Source organism: Microbacterium aureliae, assembly GCF_054780155.1.
Map to the genome: position 1 here is coordinate 693,572 of NZ_BAAGWW010000001.1, position 21,719 is coordinate 715,290.

The window sequence follows — 21,719 nt, forward strand, 5'->3', positions numbered from 1 at the left end:
GTTCATCGGCGCGGGAGCGCACGAGAGGAGGGGGTGTGTGAGCGCGAAGTGCATCGGTTGCACCCCGACACCGCCGACGCAGTGGCGCCGGCCGTAGACGGTCACGTGTGAGCGTGAAGTTCATCGGCGCCACCGCAACACGGTCGACACAGAAGCGCCGGACGTAGGCGGTCCCGTGTGAGCGTGAAGGTCATCGGCGCGTGCCCGACACCACCGCCCCGTGTCGTGTGAGCGCGAAGTTCAATAGCGAATAGAGAAAGTCTCGAAAGTCGTTGATCGGCTCGCGCCCATAGGATGGAAGGCTATGTCCGCGCGCGAACCCGTCATCTCGTACCCGGCCGAGCTGCCTGTCAGCGCGGCGCGGGAGGAGATCGCGCACGCCATCCGCGACAACCAGGTCGTCATCGTCGCCGGCGCGACGGGCTCGGGCAAGACGACGCAGCTTCCGAAGATCTGCCTCGAGCTCGGCCGCACCCGCATCGCCCACACCCAGCCGCGGCGAATCGCCGCCCGCACCATCGCCGAGCGCATCGCCGAGGAACTGCAGGTTCCGCTCGGGTCGACCGTCGGATACAAGGTCCGATTCACCGACCAGGTCTCGGACGAGACCCGCGTCGCGCTGATGACCGACGGGATCCTGCTCAACGAGATCCACCGCGACCGACTGCTGCGCCGCTACGACACGATCATCGTCGACGAAGCGCACGAACGCTCTCTCAACGTCGACTTCCTGCTCGGCTACCTGCGCCGCATCCTCCCCCGCCGACCCGACCTCAAGGTCATCATCACCTCGGCGACCATCGACCCCGAGAGCTTCGCGCGGCACTTCGCCGCGCCACCGGCCGATCCGGCGGGCGAGCCCGCGCGGGCGCCGGTGATCGAGGTGTCCGGCCGCACCTACCCCGTCGAGATCCGATACCGTCCGGCGGCCGGCGACAGCGACACGGCCGGCGCCAGCCCCAAGGCCAGCACCAGCGACGCCAGCGCCAGCCGTCCCGCCAGCAACACGACCAGCACCGCCGACACGGCCGACGGCGGCGACGATGTCGACGCTCTGCTCCGCGCCCTGCGCGAACTCGACCGTGAACCCCCCGGCGACGTCCTGGTGTTCCTCCCCGGCGAAGCCGAGATCCGCGACGCGATGGATGCCGTCCGCGGCATGTACGCGAAGGACACATCTCCGACCGAGGTCCTTCCGCTCTACGGCCGCCTCAGCGCCGCCGAGCAGCACCGCGTCTTCGAGCGGAGCACCATCGCCGGCGTCCGCCGCCGCGTCATCCTCGCCACGAACGTCGCCGAGACGAGCCTCACCGTCCCCGGCATCCGGTACGTCGTCGACAGCGGCACCGCCCGCATCTCGCGCTGGTCGGCGCGCAGCAAGATCCAGCGCCTGCCGATCGAGGCGATCTCGCAGGCCTCCGCGCAGCAGCGGTCCGGGCGCGCGGGCCGCACCGCGCCCGGCATCGCCATCCGGCTGTACTCCGAAGAGGACTTCACCCGCCGCGACGAATACACCGAGCCCGAGATCCTGCGCACGAGCCTCGCCTCGGTCATCCTGCAGATGCTCGCGCTCGGGTTCGGCGACATCACCGCCTTCCCCTTCCTCACTCCCCCGGACTCCCGCGGCGTCAAAGCCGCCTTCGACCTGCTCGTCGAACTCGGCGCCGTCACACTCGCCCCCGGCCGGGACGCCGGCGCACGCCTCACCCCGGTCGGCCGCGACATCGCGCGGCTGCCGATCGACCCGCGCTTCGCCCGCATGCTGATCGAAGCCTCCCGCACCGGCGTGCAGCGCGAACTCCTCGCGATCGTCGCGGGACTCTCGATCCAAGACGTCCGCGAGCGCCCCGAGGAGCGCCGCGAAGAAGCCGACCGCTTCCACGCCCGCTTCACCGACCCCACGAGCGACTTCCTCACCCTGCTGAACCTCTGGAACCACCTGCAGGAGCAGCAGACCGAACTGGGCTCGAGCGCCTTCCGGCGCATGTGCCGCACCGAGCACCTCAACTACGTGCGGGTGCGCGAATGGGCCGACGTCCACCGCCAGCTCAGCGCCCTCGTCAAGGCCCCGAAGCGGCGCGGACCCGCCGAAACCGCCGACCCCGACGCCGTCCACCGCGCGATCCTGTCCGGACTGCTCTCCCACATCGGACTGCGCGACGAGCGCACGAACCGCCCCGCCGACAGCGGCCGCGGCGAGCGCCGCACCGCCGACCGGCGCGGCGCGGAGTACCTCGGCGCCCGCGGCACGCGCTTCGCGATCTTCCCCGGCTCGGGCCTGAAGAAGAAGCAGCCGAGCGCGGTCATGGCCGCCGAGCTCGTCGAGACCAGCCGCCTCTTCGCCCGCACCGTCGCCGCCATCGACCCCGAATGGGCCGAACCGCTCGCGGGCGACCTCGCCAAACGCCGTCTCAGCGAGCCGCACTGGTCCAAGACCGCCGGCGCGGCATCCGCCTACGAGAAGGTCACCCTCTTCGGCGTCGACATCATCCCGCGTCGCCGGGTCCAGCTCGCCCGGTTCGACCGCCCGCTCGCCCGCGAACTGTTCCTGCGGCACGCGCTGGTCGAGGGCGAATGGGACGTCGACCACCTCGACAAGCGACTCACGGCGTTCGAGCGGCGGAACCTCGAACTGCGTCGCCGGCTCGAGAAGATCGAGGAGCGCGAACGCCGCCGCGACATCCTCGTCGCCGGCGAAGCCGTCTACGCCTTCTACGACACCCGCATCCCCCGCGACGTCTTCGACGTGCGGTCCTTCGAGGCGTGGTGGCGCGACGCGAGCACGCGCACCCCGAAGCTCCTCGACATGAGCGAGGCCGACCTGCTCGACGACGCCGCACGCAGCGACGAACGCGACTTCCCCGCGCGGTGGCGCCAGGGCGACCAGGTGCTGTCGCTGGCCTACCGGTTCGAGCCCGGCGCCCACGACGACGGCGTCACCGTCGTCGTGCCGCTGGCGCTGCTGGCGCAGCTGCGCCCCGACGGCTTCGACTGGCAGGTCCCCGGAATGCGGCACGAGCTCATCGCGGGACTGCTCAAGGCGCTGCCTAAGAGCATCCGGCGCTCGGTCGTCCCCGCCGCCGACTGGGCGTCGCGGTTCGCCGACGACCTCGCCGACGCCGGCCCCGAAACACACGACGGGATGCCGCCGGCGTCGCTGCGCGACGCGCTCGCCGCCCGCATCCAGCGCGTCGCCCACCAGCCGGTCACGGCCGCCGACTTCGACATGGAGCGTGTGCCCGGGCACCTGCAGATGTCCTTCCGTGCCGTGGACGCGCGCGGGCGCGTCGTCGGGTCCGACCGCGACCTCGCCGCACTGCAGGCCCGGCTCGCCGACCGGGCACGGCAGTCCGTCGCGACCTCCCTCGAACGCTCCGCCCAGGGCGGCCCGCGCCCCGCAGCGCAGCGGCCGGTCGATCAGCCCGCCGTGGCCGAGCGCACCGGCCTGACGGAATGGTCGTTCGGCGACCTGCCCGACGTCGTCGACACGCGGGTGGCCGGGGGCGTCGTCCGCGGCTATCCGGCGATCGTCGACGAGGGCTCGTCGGTGGCCGTGCGCATCGAGACGACGGCGGCCGCCGCCCAGTCCGCCACCCGCGCGGGTGTCCGGCGGCTGATGCTGCTCGCCGTGCCGTCGCCGACGGCATACGTCCTCGAGCACCTCACCAGCGCCGAGAAGCTCGCCCTCGCCGCCTCGCCCTATCCGTCGGCCAAAGCCCTCATCGAGGACTGCCGCCTCGCCGTCGCCGACGCCGTCCTCGACCGCACCGCCGCCGGTCCCGTGCGCACGCGCGCGGACTTCGAGCGCGTCCGCGACGCGTTCTCGCAGACGGTCGTCGACGAGCTGTTCGCCGCGGTGTCGCTCACCGCCCGCATCCTGACCCTCTCGCGCGAGGTCGAGCGGGCGATGAAGGGGCAGAACTCGCTCACCCTGCTCGGTTCGCTCGGCGACGTCCGCTCCCAGCTGTCCGCCCTGCTGCCGCCGGGCTTCGTGTCGCGGACCGGCCTCGCCCGCCTCTCGCACCTGCCCCGCTACCTGCAGGCGGCCCTCGAGCGGGTCCGCGGGCTCGCCGACAACCCCGGCCGCGACCGGCAGCGGCAGACCGAGTTCGAGCGGGCGGCGTCGGCGTACGCCGAAGCGGGCGGCACGCTGCCGCTGCCGGCCGACGCCGCGCCTGCCCTCGAGCGCACGCGCTGGCTGCTCGAGGAGTTCCGCGTCAGCCTGTTCGCCCAGCATCTCGGCACCGCCGAGCCGGTGTCGGCGCAGCGGATCGGCAAGGCGCTGCGCGACTGACCCGAACAACCCGCGGCCCCCGTCGGGAATACCCTCGCCCGCCCGCGGAGTTCGCCCCGGTATGACCGCTGCGATCGCGTACACCGAGTTCGGCGCCCCCGAGGTCCTCCACCTCATCGACATCGACGTGGCCCCGCCGGGCCCCGGCGAGGTGACGGTGCGCGTCGAGGCCGCCGGCGTCAATCCCATCGACGCGAAGCTGCGCTCCGGCATCCGCCCGTCGGCGCCGATCGTCGAACCCCGCCGCCTGGGTCTCGACGGCGCGGGCGTCGTCACCGCGATCGGCGAGGACGTCGACGGCGTGCGCGTCGCCCAGCCCGCCGTCTTCTTCGGCGCCCCCGGCGCGTACGCGGCCGAAATCACGCTGCCCGCGGCCAAGGTGCTGCCCCGGCCCGCCGCGGTGGACGCCCGCACCGGCGCCGCCCTCGGCATCCCCGTCGGGACCGCCTACCAGACCCTCCGCTCCCTCTCCGTCGGCCAGGACGACACGCTGCTGCTGCACGCCGGATCCGGCGCGGTCGGCCAGGCCGCCATCCAGCTCGCGGTGCTGTGGGGCGCGCGGGTGATCGCCACCACGTCCCCGGGGCGCGCCGACCACGTGGCCGCGCTCGGGGCCGAGCCCGTGCCCTACGGCGAGGGCCTTGCAGACCGCGTCCGCGCGCTCGCGCCCGGCGGCATCACCGTCGCGATCGACGCCGCCGGCACCGACGAGGCCCTCCACACGTCGCTCGAGCTCGTCGCCGACCGCACCCGCATCGCGACGCTGGTGAGGGGGCGGGATGCCGCGGGCCTCGGCATCCGTGCCTTCAGCGGCGGCAGCCCCCAGCCGTTGACGCCGCGCGAAGAGGGCTGGCGCGCCGGGTCCCTGCCGGTGGTGCTGGCGCTGCTGGCCGCGGGCCGGTTCGAGGTCGAGCTCGGACCGTCGCTGCCCCTCGCCGAGGCCGCCGAGGCGCACCGCCTGGTCGAGGCGGGGACGCGCGGGAAGATCACGCTCGTCCCCTGACGTGCGCCAGACGCGCCCCGCAGCCGCACCACACGCGCGCCGCGGGCGCAACAGTACGACACACGATCTCCGCGTGGGGCCGCTCCGGCTCGACAATGGTTCGCATGCCCGAGGTGCTCCTGACCCACTCCGCGCGCGCCTTCGCCACGGCGCAGGTGCAGGCCGGCTTCGACGTCGCCTCGGCCGAGAACACCGCCGTCCCGCCCATCCACCAGTCGAACGCGTTCGAGTTCGGGTCGCTGCGCGAAGCGCGCGAGCTGTTCGCGCTGCGCCGCGAGGGCAACATCTACAGCCGCGCGGCGAACCCCACCGTGCTCGTCTTCGAGCGGCGCATCGCCGCGCTCGAGGGCGGCATCGCCGCCGCCGGCGTCGCGTCGGGCCAGGCGGCGGTCGCCGTCGCGCTCCTTGCGCTCGCCAAGCAGGGCGAGCACATCGTCGCGGCGCGCCAGCTCTACGGCGGCACCGTCGACCTGCTCGGCGACACCTTCTCGGACTGGGGCATCGAGGTCACCTTCGTCGACCAGGACGACCTGGACGCGTGGCGGGCGGCGATCCGCCCGACCACGCGCGCGCTGTTCGCCGAGTCGATCACGAACCCGATCGCCCAGGTGCTCGACGTGCAGGCCGTCGCCGACGTCGCCCACGCCGCCGGCATCCCCCTCGTCATCGACGCCACGGTCGCCACCCCCTACCTGCAGCGGGCGAAGGACTTCGGCGCCGACATCGTCGTGCACTCGGCCACCAAGTTCCTCGGCGGCCACGGCACGTCCCTCGGCGGGGTCGTCGTGGACCTCGGCACCTTCGACTTCAGCGCCGAGCCCGAGCGCTGGCCGCAGCTGAGCGAGCCCTACACGCGCGTGCACGGCGGCAGCCTGCTGGAGCGATGCGCCGAGACGGGCTCGGCGTACATCAGCCTGGTCAAGACCAAGTACGTCCACGACCTCGGCCCGTCGCTGTCGGCGTTCAACGCATTCCAGCTGCTGCAGGGCGTCGAGACCCTGGACCTGCGGATGAACCGGCACAGCGCGAACGCGCTCGACGTCGCCCGCTTCCTCGATGCGCACAGCGCGGTCGCCGCCGTCCACCACCCCGGGCTCGCCGCGAGCCCCTGGCACTCGCTCGCCGAGTCGTACCTGCCGCGCGGCGCGGGCTCGGTCTTCTCGTTCGACCTGCCCTCGACCGGCGACACCGAGTCGGATTTCGACCGCGTCGAGGCGTTCATCTCGCGCCTTCGCGTGGTGCGCCTGGTCGCCAACATCGGCGACGCCCGCAGCCTCGTCGCCCACCCCGCCTCGATGACCCACAGCCACATGACGCCGGCGCAGCTGACCGAGGCGGGCATCGGCTGGACGACGGTGCGGCTGTCGATCGGTCTCGAGGATGCCGGGGACGTCGCCGCCGATCTCGGCGAGGCCCTCGCCGACCTGTGACGGCTCAGGCGCTCTCGAGCAGCGTCCGGTAGAACCCGATCCCCCGCTCCCACACCCCGACGCGGATGCGCTCGTCGGCCGCGTGCAGCGCGTCGCGCTCGGCGCGCGTCAGGTGGAACGGCGTGAACCGGTACACGTTCGGGCTCAGGGCGCAGAACCAGCGGCTGTCGCTCGCACCCAGCTGAAGGTACGGCGTCGTGACGATGTCCGCGCCGAGGGCGTCCGCGACCGCCCGCGCCACCCGGCGCCACGGCTCGCCGCGCCAGGGCGACGCCGGTGAGGGCTCGGATCCGTGGCGCACGTCGACCTCGATGAGCGGGTCGGCGATGACCCGCCGCACGCGGGCGGTGGCCGACTCGACGGTGTCCCCGGGCAGCAGCCGGATGTTCACGGCCGCCGTCGCGCGCGCGGCCAGGACGTTCTCGCCCGGGGCGCCCTCGAGCTCGGTGACGACGGCGGTGGTGCGGACGGTCGCGTTCAGCTCGGGTCCGAGCCGGGCCATCACCGCCGCGATCAGCGGGCCGGTCACCGCGACCGCCGAGAACAGGGCGCCCAGCGGCTGCCGCGCGTGGGGCGCCAGGGTCGCGAGCATCGCGCGCACCGGCGGCGAGAGCCGGGGGCGGAACGGCCGCCGCTGCAGGCGCACGACCGCGCGCGCCAGCCGCGCGGTCGCCGGCAGCCGCGGCGGCGTCGAGGCGTGACCGCCGGCCTCGGCGACGCTCAGCCGCAGCGTCATGACGCCGCGTTCGGCCACGCCCACCATCGCCGTCGGCACGCCGACGCCCGGCACCGCCCCGTCGACGACCGCGCCGCCCTCGTCCAGCACGAGCGACGGCCGCACGCCGCGCCCGCGCAGCAGGTCGACGATCGCGCGGGCGCCGCCGCCGGCGGTCTCCTCGTTGTGCCCGAACGCCAGGTAGACGTCCCGCGCGGGGGCGAATCCCTCGGCGACCAGGGCCTCGACGGCCTCGAGGATCGCCACCAGCGCCCCCTTGTCGTCGATCGCGCCGCGGGCGTGGACCTCGGCATCCGGACCCTCGCCGACGAGGGTGGCGTCGAACGGCGGATGCCGCCAATCGGCCTCGACGACCGGCACGACGTCCATGTGCGCCATGAGGACGGTCGGCTCCCCCGCCCGACGGCCGGGCCAGCGCAGCAGCAGCGAGTGCTCCGCGACGACCTCGCGCTCGAGGGCGCCGTGCACGGCGGGATACAGGCGCTCGAGCGCCGCACGGAACTCCTCGAAGCGTCCGGCGTCCATGCGGGATTCGTCGGCGTACGAGACCGTGGGGATGCGCAGCAGCTCCCGGAACCTCTCGAGCGGGGTCGGCATCCCCCGAGCGTATCCATCCGGTCGCTACGCTCGGATGGTGACCGGATTGAGATGGGGCATCCTCGGCCCCGGCGGCATCGCCCGCGCCTTCGCCAGCGACCTGCGAACCGCGGGCCTCGACCTCGTGGCGGTGGGGTCGCGCCGGCGTGAGACGGCGGACGCCTTCGCCGCGGACTTCGACGTCGCCCGCGCCCACGGCGGGTACGAGCAGCTGGTCGCGGATCCCGACGTCGACATCGTCTACATCGCCACCCCGCATCCCGCGCACGCCGACAACGCCGTCCTCGCCCTCGAGGCCGGCAAGCACGTGCTCGTCGAGAAGCCCTTCACCCTCACCGGCGCCGAGGCCGACCGGGTCCGCGACGCCGCCCGGGCGGCGGGGCTGCTGGCGATGGAGGCGATGTGGACGCGCTACCTGCCCCACATGCGCCGGGTCCGCGAGCTCCTCCGAGACGGTGCGCTGGGCGACGTCCGGGCGGTCACCGCCGACCACACCCAGCGCCTGCCGAGCGACCCCGCCCACCGCCTGAACGCCCTCGAGCTCGGCGGCGGGGCGCTGCTGGACCTCGGCATCTACCCGCTGTCGTTCGCGTGGGACGTCCTCGGCGCGCCCGAGCGGGTCGCCGCGACCGGGCGCCTGGGCGAGACCGGCGCCGACACCGAGGTGGCGACGATGCTCACCCACGCCGGCGGCGCCGTCTCGACGTCGCTGTCGTCCTCGCGCGCGGCCGGCCCGAACACCGCGCACGTCATCGGCACCGAGGCCCGCATCGATATCGACCGCGTGTGGTACTCGGCCACCTCGTTCCGCCTGACGGCGCCCGACGGCGTCGTCCTCGAGGAGTTCCGCTCCGACATCGACGGCCGCGGGATGCAGTTCCAGGCCCTCGCCGCCGAAGAGGCGGTGACCTCGGGCCGCCTCGACAGCGACCTGCTGCCGCTGGACGAGTCGGTGGCGATCATGCACCTGATGGACGACATCCGCGCCCAGATCGGCGTCACCTACCCCGGAGAGCACTGACATGCCCGACCTGCAGGACGCCCGCGTGGCGGTCTACCTCGACTTCGACAACATCGTCATGAGCTGGTACGACCGCGTGCACGGCAAGAGCTCGTACATGCGCGACCGCCAGAAGATGTCCGACGACGAGTTCGCCGAGAACCTCACCGCCGCCCGCGTGGACGTCGGCGCGATCATCGACTACGCCGCCTCGTTCGGCACGCTGGTGCTCACGCGGGCGTACGCCGACTGGTCCTCGCCCGTCAACGCCAAGTACCGGGATCAGCTCGTGGCGCGCGCGGTGGACCTCGTGCAGCTCTTCCCGGCCGCTGCCTATGCCAAGAACGGCGCCGACATCCGCCTGGCCGTCGACACCGTCGAGGACATGTTCCGCCTGCCCGACCTCACCCACGTCGTGATCGTCGCCGGTGACTCGGACTACGTCCCCCTCGCCCAGCGGTGCCGTCGCCTCGGCCGCGTCGTGGTCGGCGTGGGTGTCGCCGGTTCGACGGCGAAGTCCCTCGCCGCCGCGTGCGATCAGTTCGACTCCTACGACTCGCTGCCGGGCGTCAGCGTGCCGCAGGCAGACAAGACGGCGACGGATGCCGCGACCCGGCGCACGCGCAAGGCCAAGCCCGCGACGGATCCTGTGGCGGACCTTCTCGAGCGGGCCCTGCGGCTCGAGACCGAGCGCACCGACGACGAGTGGGTGCACGCCTCGGCGCTGAAGAGCCTGCTCAAGCGCATGGATCCCTCGTTCAGCGAGAAGGCCCTCGGGTACCGCAGCTTCACCGACTACATCGCCGCGCACACCAAGGTCGCCGAGCTGAAGGAGGACGGCAACGTCCGCCTGGTGCGCCTGGCGCCCGCGCCCTGACGCCCGACCCTGACCACCGCCGCGCCGGATCCTCCGGCGGGGCCGTCGGGTACAGTGTGCTCGTGGCACGCCGTGGAGTCCCGCCCGGCTCGCAGTCGTCCCTGCGAGAGGCCAATCGCGCGCGCGTCGTGGACTCCCTCAAGCGCCACGGGCGCCTGACGCAGATCGAGCTGGCCGGCAGCACGGGGCTGTCGCCGGCGACGGTGTCGAACATCGTCAAGGAGCTCACCGCCACCGGCATCCTGCACACCTCCGTGACCTCCCGCAGCGGCCGGCGCGCCACGCTCGTCTCGCTTGCGCGGCAGGTGGGGCTCGTCGCCGGCGTGCACTTCAGCTCGCGGCAGCTGCGCATCGCGGTCGCCGACGCCACCCGAACGATCGTGTCGCAGACCACCCTGCCGCTCGCCCTCGACCACCGCGCCGACGCGGAGCTGGAGCGCCTGACGCTGCTGCTCAGCGACATGATGGAGTCCCTCGGCGGCAGCGTCGCCGACCTGCTGGCCGTCGGGCTCGCCGTCCCCGCCCCGGTCGACCCCCGCACCGGCATGGTGTCCACCACGGGGCTCCTTCGCGGCTGGGAGGGCGTCGACATCGCCCAGAGCCTGACGCTGCGCATCGCCCGTCCGGTCTTCGTCGACAGCGAGGCCAACCTCGGCGGACTCGCCGAGGCCCGCGAGGGCGCCGCGCGCGACGCTGCGTCGGCGGTGTTCCTGCGCATCGGGCACACCATCAGCGCGGGTCTCGTGGTCGGCGGCGACCTCTTCCGCGGCGTCAACGGCAAGGCGGGTCAGATCGGCCACGTCACCATCGACGAGAACGGCCCCATCTGCCGGTGCAGCAACCGCGGGTGCCTCGAGACGTTCGCCGGAGCGCCGGCGCTGCTGTCGCTCTTCCCGCCCAGCGAGGGGATGCAGCGGCTGAGCGACCTGCTGGGCGCGGCCGAGGCCGGTGACGGCAGCGCGCGCCGGGTGATCGCCGACGCCGGTCGCCACATCGGCATCGCGACGGCGAGCCTGTGCAACCTGTTCGACCCCGAGCTCATCGTCGTCGGCGGCGAGCTGGGCGAGGCGGGCGAGATCCTGATGGCGCCCATGCGGCACTCCCTCGAACGCTCCGCGCTCCCCTCGACGGCCGGGCTTCCCGAGATCGTGGGGGCCTCGTTCGCCGAGTGGGCCGAGGTGCGCGGCGCGATCGCGATCGCCCTGGACCACGTGACCGTCGACGCCGGCGCCGTGCCGATCACGGCGTAGCCGCATGCGCCGGACCTCGCGAGCCCTCGGCGCGCTCACCGTCGCCGCGGCGACGCTGCTCGCCGGCTGCAGCGCGCCCGGCGAGCAGTCCGAGGGGACGATCGCGCTGCTGCTGCCCGACATCAAGACCGCGCGGTACGAGACCTTCGACCGTCCCTTCTTCGAGGCGCGCATCGCCGAACTCGGCGATATCGACGTGCTCTACTCCAACGCCGACCAGGACGCCGCCGAGCAGCAGCGGCAGGCCGAGTCCGCCCTCGCCGCCGGCACCGACGTGCTCGTCCTCGATCCCGTCGACGCGCGCGCGGCGGTCAGCATCGTCGGGGCCGCGAACGCCCAGGGCGTTCCCGTGGTCTCGTACGACCGGCTGATCGCCGGCGGCGACCTGGCCTACTACGTCTCGTTCGACAACGAGAAGGTCGGGCGGCTGCAGGCGCAGGCGTTCGTCGACGCCGTCGAGGATTCCGCCGGTCCCGGTGCCGGGATCATCATGGTCAACGGGTCGCCGACGGACTCCAACGCCGCCCTCTTCCGCTCCGGCGCCCGCGAGGTCATCGACGCCTCGAGCCTGCGCGTCCTCGCCGAGTACGCCACGCCGGACTGGAGTCCCGACAAGGCGCAGGACTGGGTGGCGGGTCAGATCGCGCAGTTCGGCAGTGAGATCGCCGGAGTGTACGCCGCCAACGACGGCACCGCCAGCGGCGCGGTCGCGGCGCTGAAGTCCGCCGACGCCTCGCCGTGGCCGATCGTCACGGGGCAGGACGCGGAGCTCTCGGCGATCCAGCGCCTGCTCACCGGCGACCAGTACATGACGGTGTACAAGGCGATCAAGCCCCAGGCGGAGCTGGCCGCCGAGGTCGCGGTCGCCCTGATGCGCGGCGACGAGGTCACGGCGCCCCTCGAGATCGAGGGGACGCCGGCGACGCTGCTCGATCCCGTCGCCGTCACCGTCGACGACATCGCCGCCACGGTCATCGCCGACGGGTTCTGGCGCGTCGAGGACATCTGCACCGCCGCGTACGCCGAAGCGTGCCGGGCCGCGGGGCTCGGCTCGTGAGCGTGGGCCCGGCTGGTAGCCTGCCGCGGTGACGAAGCAGCCGGATGCCGCGCCGCGGGGTCGCCGCGCACGCGACCGCGTGCTCACGATGCGCGGCATCGGCAAGCGCTTCGGCGCCGTCAAGGCGCTCACCGACGTCGACTTCTGGGTCAACGAAGGCGAGGTGGTCGCCCTCATCGGCGACAACGGCGCGGGCAAGTCCACGCTCGTGAAGGTGCTCGCGGGGGTGCACCCGCAGGATGCCGGGACCATCGAGTTCGACGGCGAAGAGGTCGAGATCCACGACCCCGCCGACGCGCAGGAGCTCGGCATCGCCACCGTCTTCCAGGACCTCGCGCTGTGCGACAACCTCGACGTCGTCGGCAACCTGTGGCTCGGGCAGGAGCTCGTCACCGGCGGCCGCCTCGACGAGGTCGAGATGGAGGAGCGGACCTGGATGCTGCTGCGCGAGCTGTCGGCGAAGATCCCGTCCGTGCGGGTGCCGGTCGCGTCGCTGTCGGGCGGTCAGCGCCAGACCGTCGCGATCGCCCGCTCGCTCGTCGGCGACCCGCGCGTGGTGATCCTCGACGAGCCGACCGCCGCCCTCGGCGTCGCGCAGACCGCCGAAGTGCTCGGGCTCATCGAGCGACTGCGCGAGCGCGGACACGGCGTCGTGCTGATCAGCCACAACATGGCCGACGTCATGGCCGTCGCCGACCGGGTCGTCGTCCTGCGGCTCGGGCGCAACAACGGCGTGTTCAACGTCGTGGACGTCACGAGCGAGACCCTCATCTCGGCCATCACCGGCGCCGTCGACCACGGCGCCGCCGCCCGTGCCAGAGAGACGGCATCGCTGGGGACGGCATCGCTCGGGACGGCGACCCGCGACATCCCGACGACCCGCGGCGTCCCGACGGCGCCGCCAGCCACCGTGCCGCCGACGACCGGCGGCGGGCGCGTCATTCCCCTGCCCCGGACCGGTCCCCGGCGCGCCGGCGACGGCGAGGAGGAGCGATGACCACCGGCCGGCTGACCCAGCTGACGGAGTCCTTCGTCGAGCGCGTGCGAGGCGGCGACCTCGGCTCGCTCCCCGTGATCGTCGGCCTCGTCCTCATCTGGACGGTGTTCCAGACGCTCAACCCCGTGTTCCTCTCGAGCACGAACCTCGTCAACCTCACGATGCAGTGCGCGGCGATCGGGACGATCGCGCTTGGGATCGTGCTCGTGCTCCTCGTCGGCGAGATCGACCTGTCGGTGGGCTCGGTCTCGGGCCTGGCCGCCGCGGTGCTCGCCGTCGGCTTCGTGCAGCTGCAGTGGCATCCGCTGCTGGCCTTGGCGGTCGCGCTGGCCTCGGGCGCCCTCGTGGGGTTGCTCTACGGCTTCCTGTACACGCGGTTCGGCGTGCCGAGCTTCGTCATCACCCTCGCGGGGCTCCTCGGGTTCCTCGGCCTGCAGCTGTGGGTGCTCGGCGACACCGGGTCGATCAACCTTCCCTTCGACTCCTGGATCGTGCTGTTCGCCCAGCAGCTGTTCCTGCCGGCGTGGGCGTCCTACGTCCTGGCCGTCGCCGCCGCCGGCGGGTACGCGTGGTCGCGGCTGTCGCGGGCCCGGCAGCGGGCACGCGCGAACCTCGTCAGCCAGGGCACCGTCGAGATTGCGGTGCGCGCGGGGGTCCTCGCCGCGTTCCTCCTCGTGTCGGCGTGGTATCTGAACCTCTCGCGCGGCGTCGGGGTGATGTTCCTGTTCTTCCTCGCCCTCGTCGTGGCGATGGACCTCGCCCTCACCCGCACCCGGTGGGGCCGGGCGGTGTACGCGGTGGGCGGCTCGGTCGAGGCGACGCGGCGTGCCGGCATCCGTGTGGATCGCATCTTCATCTCGGTGTTCGTGCTGTGCTCGACGCTCGCCGCGGTGGGCGGGATCCTCGCGGCCTCGCGGCTGGCGGCGGCCAACCAGAGCTCCGGCGCCGCCGACACGAACCTCAACGCGATCGCCGCGGCGGTCATCGGCGGCGCGAGCCTGTTCGGCGGGCGCGGCACGGCGTACTCGGCGCTGCTGGGGATCGTGGTGATCCAGTCGATCTCGTCCGGGCTGACGCTCATGAACCTGGACTCGTCGGTCCGCTACATGGTCACGGGGGTCGTCCTGGTGCTCGCCGTCATCGTCGACGCCCTGTCGCGTCGCACGCGGACCGCATCGGGCCGGGCATAGAGCGGCTTCTTTCAAGACCTTAACTCAAATCCCGCGTTGCCAAAGCGTTACGTTCAAGTCTTGACGCCAAGGCCGGGACTCGTCAGGATCGTCATCAGCGCAACGCGATCACGGTCGATGGCCGCGCTTTCTACCTTCGATGACGAAAGGCGAATGATGAAGAAGACTTCACTCCTCGCCGCGGTCGCCCTGGGCGGCGCCGCGGCGGTCCTGCTGGCTGGCTGTGCCGGCTCCGGCGGGGGCACCACCTCCGGCGGCGACGGCGGCGACGGCGGTAACGGCGGCGAGACCGCCGGGCGCGCGTGCGTGATCCTGCCCGACGCGGCCTCGTCGCCGCGCTGGGAGAACTTCGACCGCAAGTACCTCGAAGAGGGCCTCACCGAGGCCGGCTTCGAGGTCGACATCCAGAACGCCCAGGGCGACGTCAACAAGTACTCCACCATCGCCGACCAGCAGCTCACGCAGGGCTGCGGCGTCATGCTGCTGGTGGACTACCAGGGTGCCGCCGAGGCGGTCGCGGCGAAGGCCAAGAACGAGGGCATCCCGGTCATCGCCTACGACCGGCCGTTCTCGGGCGCCGACTACTACGTCTCGTTCGACAACGTCGAGGTGGGCCGCCTCGAGGGCCAGACGGTGCTCGACGGCCTCGAGGCCGCCGGCAAGGACCCGGCCGAGGCGGTCGTGGTCTACATGGGCGGCGACCCGACCGACGGCAACGCGGCGATGTTCAAGCAGGGCGCCGTCGAGGTCATGGAGGCCGCGGGCATCTCGCCGGCCGCCGAGCCTCCGGGGGTGTGGGACCAGGCCAAGTCGCAGACCAACTTCGAGCAGGCGCTGACCTCGCTCGACGGCAAGGTCGACGGCGTGTGGGTGGCCAACGACACCAACGCCGCGGGCGTCATCAAGGTGCTGCAGGACAACAACCTCGAAGGCGTCGCGGTCTCGGGCCAGGACGCCAACGTCGCGGGTCTGCAGAACATCCTGCTCGGCTGGCAGACCGCCACGGTCTACAAGCCGGTTGCCGATGAGGCCGCCGCCGCCGTCGAGACCGCCGTGGCGCTGCTCAACGGCGAAGAGCCGTCGACGGATGCCGAGCTCGAGGACGGCACGCCCTACATCCAGGTCACCCCGATCCTGGTCGGACCCGAAGAGGTCAAGGACGTCATCGCCGCCGGCGACGCCTCGTACGACGAGGTCTGCACCGCCGACGTGATGGCCGCGTGCGAGGAGTTCGGGGTCACCCCGTAACACCTGCCGACGAGGGCGCCCCGCCCGCGGGCGGGGCGCCCTTTCCCCCTGTCGACATCATCGCGAGGAAGCGAGCATGCCCGTAGCCACTGCAGCAGAGCCGATCATCGAACTGATCGGCGTCAAGAAATCCTTCGGCCCGGTGACGGTCCTCAAGGGCGTGGACCTGAAGGTCCGCCCCGGCAAGGTCACCGCGCTGGTCGGCGACAACGGAGCGGGCAAGTCCACGCTCATCAAGGGACTCGCCGGCGTCCAGCCCTACGACAGCGGCGAGGTCCGCGTCGACGGCACCCATCGCGATCTCACCACCCCGCGCGAGGCGGCGGGACTGGGCATCGAGGTCGTCTACCAGGACCTCGCCCTGTGCGACAACCTCGACATCGTCCAGAACATGTTCCTCGGGCGCGAGGAGCTCTCAGCGGGCACCTTCGACGAGGGCCGCATGGAGCGCGAGGCGTCGGACACCCTGCGATCCCTCTCGGTGCGGACAGTGAAGTCCGTGCGGCAGAAGGTGTCGAGCCTGTCCGGCGGTCAGCGCCAGACCGTCGCGATCGCCCGCGCCGTGCTGAAGAAGGCGCGCGTGGTCATCCTCGACGAGCCGACCGCGGCCCTGGGCGTCGCCCAGACCGAGCAGGTGCTGAACCTCGTCCGGCGCCTGGCCGACCAGGGTGTGGCGGTGGTGCTGATCAGCCACAACCTCGCCGATGTCTTCGCCGTCGCGGACGACATCGCGGTGCTGTACCTCGGGCAGATGGTCGCGCAGATCCCGACCACCGACACCACGCGCGATGACGTCGTGGGCTACATCACCGGCACCAAGACGCCGTCGGGCGTCGTCATCCAGGACACGTCCACGATCCGCACCGAGGGGGCATGATGGCCACGGCACGTACCGAAGCGGCACCGGATCCGGTGGCCAGCGACCTGATCGGCAGCGGTGTCGAGGGCGGGCTCGTCGACCAGGTGAAGGCCTGGTGGCAGCGCGTCCGCAGCGGCGACATGGGAGCCCTGCCGGCAATCGGCGGACTCGTCGTCCTCGGCATCCTGTTCTCGATCCTCAGCCCGTTCTTCCTGACCGAGCGCAACTTCGCCAACCTGCTCAACCAGGCCGCGACCCTCGTCGTGCTGGGCATGGCGCTGGTGTTCGTGCTGCTGCTGGGCGAGATCGACCTGTCCGCCGGCGTCACCGGCGGCGTGGGCATGGCCCTGTTCGTCGTCCTGAACGCCCAGTTCGGGATCGCGTGGCCGGTCGCGCTGCTGCTCGGCTTCGGGTTCGGCTTCTTGATCGGCGCCCTCATAGGCTTCTTCGTCGCGAGAGTCGGCATCCCATCATTCGTGGTGACACTGGGTCTGTTCCTGGGCCTGCAGGGCCTCGCCCTCGTCATCATCGGACCGGGCGGCCTGTTCCGTGTCGAGGTGCCCGAGCTCATCGCCCTGCAGAACGGCAACCTGCCCGTGTGGGCCGGCTGGGCGCTGCTGGTGATCATGCTCGCGATCTCGGCGGGCACGTCCTTCTGGGACCGCGCGCGCCGCGCCCGGGCGGGCGTTCCCAACCGCGCGATCTCGCTGGTGTGGATCAAGCTCGCCGTCATCGCCGTCATCGGCGGAACCGTGGTGTTCATCCTCAACCAGGACCGCGGCCAGTCGGTCAACGCGGTGCAGGGTGTGCCGAACGTCGTCCCGATCGTGCTGCTCATCCTGTGGATCGGCACGTTCGTGCTGGACCGCACGAAGTTCGGCCGCTACATCTACGCCATCGGCGGCAACGCCGAGGCCGCGCGCCGGTCGGGTGTGAAGGTGCGCTGGATCAAGTGGTGGGCGTTCGTCATCTGCTCGAGCCTGGCGGTGTTCTCGGCGCTGCTGAGCGTCTCGCGCGTGGGGTCGGTCGACGCCACCGTCGGCCGTGACATCGTCCTGTCGGGCGTCGCGGCGGCCGTCGTCGGCGGTGTCAGCCTGTTCGGCGGCCGCGGCCGCCTGATGCACGCGGCGATCGGTGCGCTCGTGATCGCGGTGATCACCAACGGCCTGGGTCTGCTGAACCTGCCCGCGGGCATCAACCTGCTCGTCACCGGCGGCGTGCTGATCCTCGCGGCGACCGTCGACGCCCTGTCGCGGCTGCGGTCGGGCAACGTCAGAACCTAGCCGGGACACATGCGCGGACGGCGCGGGCGGACTCCGGTCCCCCGCGCCGTTCGCGTGTGCGGCGGGTGCGGGCGGATGAGAGATCGATGAGGTGTCACCGCCCGTTCTTCCGCGGGTCACCCGGCCTGCCTAGCGTGAGGGGGTTCCCCCACGAAGGGGTATCGATGTCCCGTCCGGTGCGCGGCGCCCTCGCCGTCACGACCACCCTCACCCTGCTCTGCGCCGGTGCCGTCGGCACGGCCTCGGCCGCGCCCGCCGATGCCGTCGCGGTGAAGCGCGCGGCGAGCGAGCCGCTGCGCGTGGCCACGTACAACCTGTCGCTCAACCGCAACGCCGAAGGCCAGCTCGTGAGCGACCTGTCGACCCCCGACAACGCGCAGGCGCGGACGGTCGCCGAGGTGATCCAGCGCACCGCGCCCGACGTCGTCCTGCTCAACGAGTTCGACTACGTCGAGGGCGGCGAGGCGGTCGACCTGTTTGGTCAGAACTATCTCGAGGTCTCGCAGAACGGCGCATCGCCCGCCGAGTACCCGTACGCCTTCGTGGCGCCCTCGAACACCGGCATCCCGAGCGGTTTCGACCTGAACAACGACGGCGTGGTCAGCGGCGGGGACGACGCGTTCGGCTTCGGGATGTTCCCCGGCCAGTACGGCATGGTGGTGCTCTCGAAGCACCCGATCCTCACCGACGAGGTGCGCACGTTCCAGAACTTCCTGTGGAAGGACATGCCGGGCGCGCTGCTGCCGGATGACCCCACGACGGATGCCGCCGCGGACTGGTACTCGCCCGAAGAGCTCGAGGTCGTGCGGCTGTCGAGCAAGTCCCACTGGGACGTGCCGGTCGCCGTCGGCGGCCGCGCGATCCGCGTGCTCGCCTCGCACCCGACGCCGCCGACGTTCGACGGACCCGAGGACCGCAACGGCCGCCGCAACCACGACGAGATCCGCTTCTGGGCCGACTACGTCACGCCCGGCAAGGGCCGCTACATCTACGACGACCAGGGCGGCACGGGCGGCCTCTCGCCGTCGCAGTCCTTCGTCATCGCCGGCGACCAGAACGCCGACCCGCTCGACGGCGATTCGGTGGATGCCGCCATCGACCAGCTGCTCGGCAGCCCGCGCATCGTCGACCCGCTGCCGGCGTCGGCGGGCGCCGTCGAGGCCGCCGAGCTGCAGGGCGGCGCGAATGCGGTGCACCGCGGCGACCCCGCCTACGACACCGCGGACTTCGCCGACACCGCCCCCGGCAACCTGCGCGCCGACTACGTGCTGCCCTCCCGCAAGCTCACGGTGCGGGATGCCGGAGTCTTCTGGCCGGTGCAGGCCGACCCGCTGTCGTCGCTGACGGGTGTGTTCCCGTTCCCGAGCAGCGACCACCGCCTGGTGTGGGTCGACCTCGACATCTCGCGCGCCGGCCGCTGACGCGGCGTTCGCCGACGAGGCATGAAAGAGGGGCCCGGGCCTTGCGGCCCGGGCCCCTCTGCTGTGCGGCGCTACTTCGTCAGCTGGAAGTCAGCGCTGATCGAGCCACCATCAGCGACCGTAAGCGTTACGCGGAAGCAGCTGCCGGCCCTGTCTTTCGGCGTCGCCCAGTTCTGAATGAACTGACCGCCGTTGTTCGGGTCGTAACGAAGCTCCGTCTTTCCGGTCGTGAGGAACTGCGTGTCGTCGGACTTCGGTGCATCGGCCGAGCACTTGATACCGATGGCGGTGAAGGATGCACCGATGGCGCTGACGGCGCTCAACTCAAGGCTGTCGTCAGATGACGCGAACACCTCGAACTTCAGCGGCACCGTCGACCCCGCTTTGACCAGGTTGAGTGTCCCGGTCGGGTCGATCGGACGGTGGAATCCCGGTAGACGCCACCGGACTGTGTAGGTTCGTTCGACCTGGGTGGTGTTCCCCCGCGTGTCGCTTGCGACCGCGGTCATCGTCTGCGAACCCACACCGCTGTCGTACCCCGTGATAGAGCACGGCCGCGAACCGTCGACGAGGTCGGTGGCGGTGCACGTTCCTTGGGCAGGAACCTGCCCGACGGGATAGCTTGCGCCCTGCGCGGGTCCCCCCACCCATTGGATGCTGGGTCCCGTGGTGTCCACCACCGTCACCGTGAAGGACCCGGTGCCGATGTTCGTCGAGGAGTCCGTGACAGAGCACTGCACGGTGGTCGGGCCAAGGGGGAAAGTGGAACCTGCGGCGGGGACGCATGTCGGCGTCAGCGGGCCGTCGACGACATCCGTCGCGGTCGCCTCGAAGGACACTGTGGCACCCGACGGGCTGGTAGCCTCCCTCGTCATGCTGGCCGGAACCGTCACTGCGGGCGGGGTCGTGTCCTCCACCGTGACCACGAATTCCGCCTCGTTCTCGTTACCGGCGTTGTCGACGGCCACGCACGAGACCGGAGTCGGCCCGAGGGGGAATACCGAGCCGGCCGCGGGAGTGCACCGGACGGAGACGTCGCCGTCGACCAGGTCCGACGCCGTCGCGGTGAACGGCACGGCGGTACCTGTGGGGCCGGTGGCTTCTGCGGTGATCGGAGACGGCACCGTGATCTCCGGGCCGGTCGTGTCCACCACCGTCACGTCGAAGCTGTCCGTAGTGCTGTTACCACGGGAGTCTTGCGCCGCGCACGTCACCGTCGTCGAACCCAGCGCGAACGTCGCCCCGGATGCCGGATTGCACGTCACAGGACGATCGCCATCGACCGCGTCGAACGCGGTCGCCTCGAAGACGACCGAGGCGCCGTCAGGGCCGGTGGCCTCCTCCTCCATATTGGCTGGGACAACGAGGTTCGGCGCGGAGGTGTCCGAGATCGTCACGGTGAACGTCGACGAACCCGTGAGGCCTGCGCCGTCGGTCGCTGAGCAGGTGACCGTCGTCTGGCCGATATCGAAGGCGCTACCCGACGCGGGCGAGCAGGTCACAGCGGGGCTGCCCCACACCGCGTCCGTGGCGGTCGGATCGGTCCACGTCACCACTGTCTGCGGGCCTGAAGCCTCGAATCCGATGTCGGTCATGGGGCCGACCGCCGGCGGGGTCGTGTCCTGCACGGTCACCGTGAAATCGGCGGACCCCGTGTTGCCGGCGGCGTCTGTGGCGGAACACGCGACCGTCGTGGTTCCCAGACTGAACACCGATCCGGAGGCGGGGTCGCACGTCACCGCAGGGCTCGCCGGCGCGGTCTCGTCGGTCGCGGTGGCGACGTAAGTTACGACAGCGCCGCTCGCCCCGGTGGCCTCCTCGACGACCGCTCCTGGCACGGTCACAACCGGGGCGGTCCTGTCGACCGGCGGTGGCGGCGTCGTGCAGGCGGTGGGGGTTCCCCACCGCACCGTCAGTGTACGGTCGGGTGTGACCGCACCTCCGGCGTTGTTCTGTCCGCTTGCGGAGAACTTCACGGTGCCGCTCCCGCTGGCGCTCTTGCTCGGAAGCGTGACGGTGGCGCGCGCCGAGTCTGCACTCGTGTACTGCCCGGGTTGCTGGGACTGCCAATCGGGCTCGAGCAGGATCGACGCATCGCTGTACGCCACGGTCATCCCCTCCTGCGCAACGTGCGTGAAGGTGACCGTCTCTCCGTTCCGGAACACGTTGTTGTTCGTCTGCGTATCGCTGGGATTGCCGTTGCGGGTGGCTCTGATCAGGACGCTGAAGGAAACTGCTCGATCGGTACACGCCTGGATGGTCACATCGTTGTCGCTGAACGCGACGCCATCGCCCGCCAGTGTGATGTTGTCGGCGACGGCGGCGGTTGCACCCCCCATCACCAGTGCGGCGGCCGCGGCGAGCGCGATCGCGGTTTTGGGCATGCGAAAGAGACCCATGAGCCAACTCCCCAGTTGTCACCCGGTCGCGATCCCAGCGACGCGACTCGGTTGGGCTCACAGTAGCGGTCCAGGAAC

At 71.8% G+C, this 21,719-nt stretch carries 15 protein-coding genes; 13 read left to right on the top strand and 2 right to left on the bottom strand.

Translation table 11 applies throughout. The features are described 5' to 3' along the window. Positions 1-304 precede the first annotated feature (304 nt). The 3 genes from hrpA (at position 305) to ACYVF4_RS03400 (ending at position 6,727) form a co-directional block, all read left to right on the top strand. Positions 305-4,294, top strand: a complete 3,990-nt coding sequence (hrpA, locus tag ACYVF4_RS03390; protein WP_460719722.1) for an ATP-dependent RNA helicase HrpA — start codon at positions 305-307, stop codon at positions 4,292-4,294. 61 nt (positions 4,295-4,355) lie between these two features. Beyond that, the gene (locus ACYVF4_RS03395; RefSeq protein ID WP_460719724.1) at positions 4,356-5,297 is read left to right on the top strand and encodes a quinone oxidoreductase family protein; all 942 of its coding nucleotides are present in this window, start codon (positions 4,356-4,358) and stop codon (positions 5,295-5,297) included. A 104-nt stretch (positions 5,298-5,401) separates the two neighbouring features. Beyond that, the gene (locus ACYVF4_RS03400; RefSeq protein WP_460719726.1) at positions 5,402-6,727 is read left to right on the top strand and encodes an O-acetylhomoserine aminocarboxypropyltransferase/cysteine synthase family protein; all 1,326 of its coding nucleotides are present in this window, start codon (positions 5,402-5,404) and stop codon (positions 6,725-6,727) included. Positions 6,728-6,731: 4 nt separating this feature from the next. Here the strand turns inward: ACYVF4_RS03400 and ACYVF4_RS03405 are convergent, their stop codons facing one another. Next, positions 6,732-8,060: a M20/M25/M40 family metallo-hydrolase gene (locus tag ACYVF4_RS03405; protein ID WP_460719728.1), complete on the bottom strand. Its 1,329-nt coding sequence runs from the start codon at positions 8,058-8,060 to the stop codon at positions 6,732-6,734. Positions 8,061-8,097: 37 nt separating this feature from the next. On the opposite strand from ACYVF4_RS03405, the gene ACYVF4_RS03410 reads away from it, so the two are divergent. From ACYVF4_RS03410 to ACYVF4_RS03455, 10 genes are all read left to right on the top strand, one after another. Next, positions 8,098-9,081, top strand: coding sequence for a Gfo/Idh/MocA family protein (locus ACYVF4_RS03410; protein WP_460719730.1), 984 nt, complete (start codon positions 8,098-8,100; stop codon positions 9,079-9,081). 1 nt (position 9,082) lies between these two features. Then, complete coding sequence (locus tag ACYVF4_RS03415; protein ID WP_460719732.1) at positions 9,083-9,937, top strand: NYN domain-containing protein; 855 nt, start codon at positions 9,083-9,085, stop codon at positions 9,935-9,937. Between the two features lie 62 nt (positions 9,938-9,999). Next, positions 10,000-11,187, top strand: coding sequence for an ROK family transcriptional regulator (locus tag ACYVF4_RS03420; RefSeq protein WP_460719734.1), 1,188 nt, complete (start codon positions 10,000-10,002; stop codon positions 11,185-11,187). A 4-nt stretch (positions 11,188-11,191) separates the two neighbouring features. Next, the gene (locus tag ACYVF4_RS03425; RefSeq protein ID WP_460719736.1) at positions 11,192-12,244 is read left to right on the top strand and encodes a sugar ABC transporter substrate-binding protein; all 1,053 of its coding nucleotides are present in this window, start codon (positions 11,192-11,194) and stop codon (positions 12,242-12,244) included. A 28-nt stretch (positions 12,245-12,272) separates the two neighbouring features. Continuing rightward, entirely contained in the window at positions 12,273-13,241 is a 969-nt protein-coding gene (locus ACYVF4_RS03430; RefSeq protein ID WP_460719738.1) for an ATP-binding cassette domain-containing protein, read from the top strand. Next, positions 13,238-14,431, top strand: coding sequence for a sugar ABC transporter permease (locus ACYVF4_RS03435; RefSeq protein WP_460719740.1), 1,194 nt, complete (start codon positions 13,238-13,240; stop codon positions 14,429-14,431). The genes ACYVF4_RS03430 and ACYVF4_RS03435 overlap by 4 nt, the downstream gene beginning before the upstream one ends. A gap of 156 nt (positions 14,432-14,587) precedes the next feature. Beyond that, positions 14,588-15,679, top strand: a complete 1,092-nt coding sequence (locus tag ACYVF4_RS03440) for a substrate-binding domain-containing protein (protein ID WP_460719742.1) — start codon at positions 14,588-14,590, stop codon at positions 15,677-15,679. Between the two features lie 76 nt (positions 15,680-15,755). Next, a complete protein-coding gene (locus ACYVF4_RS03445; RefSeq protein WP_460719744.1) occupies positions 15,756-16,556 on the top strand; it encodes an ATP-binding cassette domain-containing protein in 801 nt (266 codons plus the stop codon). After that, positions 16,556-17,821, top strand: a complete 1,266-nt coding sequence (locus ACYVF4_RS03450) for a sugar ABC transporter permease (RefSeq protein ID WP_460719746.1) — start codon at positions 16,556-16,558, stop codon at positions 17,819-17,821. Before ACYVF4_RS03445 ends, ACYVF4_RS03450 begins: the two co-directional genes overlap by 1 nt. A 164-nt stretch (positions 17,822-17,985) precedes the next feature. Next, the gene (locus ACYVF4_RS03455; RefSeq protein ID WP_460719748.1) at positions 17,986-19,242 is read left to right on the top strand and encodes an endonuclease/exonuclease/phosphatase family protein; all 1,257 of its coding nucleotides are present in this window, start codon (positions 17,986-17,988) and stop codon (positions 19,240-19,242) included. Between the two features lie 71 nt (positions 19,243-19,313). Here ACYVF4_RS03455 and ACYVF4_RS03460 read toward each other — a convergent pair whose 3' ends face one another. Beyond that, entirely contained in the window at positions 19,314-21,641 is a 2,328-nt protein-coding gene (locus ACYVF4_RS03460) for an HYR domain-containing protein (protein WP_460719750.1), read from the bottom strand. Positions 21,642-21,719 lie beyond the last annotated feature (78 nt).

Coding starts and splice junctions, on each gene's coding strand:
- hrpA (WP_460719722.1), top strand. CDS start 305: ATGTCCGCGCGCGAACCCGTCATCTCGTACCCGGCCGAGCTGCCTGTC.
- ACYVF4_RS03395 (WP_460719724.1), top strand. CDS start 4,356: ATGACCGCTGCGATCGCGTACACCGAGTTCGGCGCCCCCGAGGTCCTC.
- ACYVF4_RS03400 (WP_460719726.1), top strand. CDS start 5,402: ATGCCCGAGGTGCTCCTGACCCACTCCGCGCGCGCCTTCGCCACGGCG.
- ACYVF4_RS03405 (WP_460719728.1), bottom strand. CDS start 8,060: ATGCCGACCCCGCTCGAGAGGTTCCGGGAGCTGCTGCGCATCCCCACG.
- ACYVF4_RS03415 (WP_460719732.1), top strand. CDS start 9,083: ATGCCCGACCTGCAGGACGCCCGCGTGGCGGTCTACCTCGACTTCGAC.
- ACYVF4_RS03425 (WP_460719736.1), top strand. CDS start 11,192: ATGCGCCGGACCTCGCGAGCCCTCGGCGCGCTCACCGTCGCCGCGGCG.
- ACYVF4_RS03435 (WP_460719740.1), top strand. CDS start 13,238: ATGACCACCGGCCGGCTGACCCAGCTGACGGAGTCCTTCGTCGAGCGC.
- ACYVF4_RS03440 (WP_460719742.1), top strand. CDS start 14,588: ATGAAGAAGACTTCACTCCTCGCCGCGGTCGCCCTGGGCGGCGCCGCG.
- ACYVF4_RS03445 (WP_460719744.1), top strand. CDS start 15,756: ATGCCCGTAGCCACTGCAGCAGAGCCGATCATCGAACTGATCGGCGTC.
- ACYVF4_RS03450 (WP_460719746.1), top strand. CDS start 16,556: ATGGCCACGGCACGTACCGAAGCGGCACCGGATCCGGTGGCCAGCGAC.
- ACYVF4_RS03455 (WP_460719748.1), top strand. CDS start 17,986: ATGTCCCGTCCGGTGCGCGGCGCCCTCGCCGTCACGACCACCCTCACC.
- ACYVF4_RS03460 (WP_460719750.1), bottom strand. CDS start 21,641: ATGGGTCTCTTTCGCATGCCCAAAACCGCGATCGCGCTCGCCGCGGCC.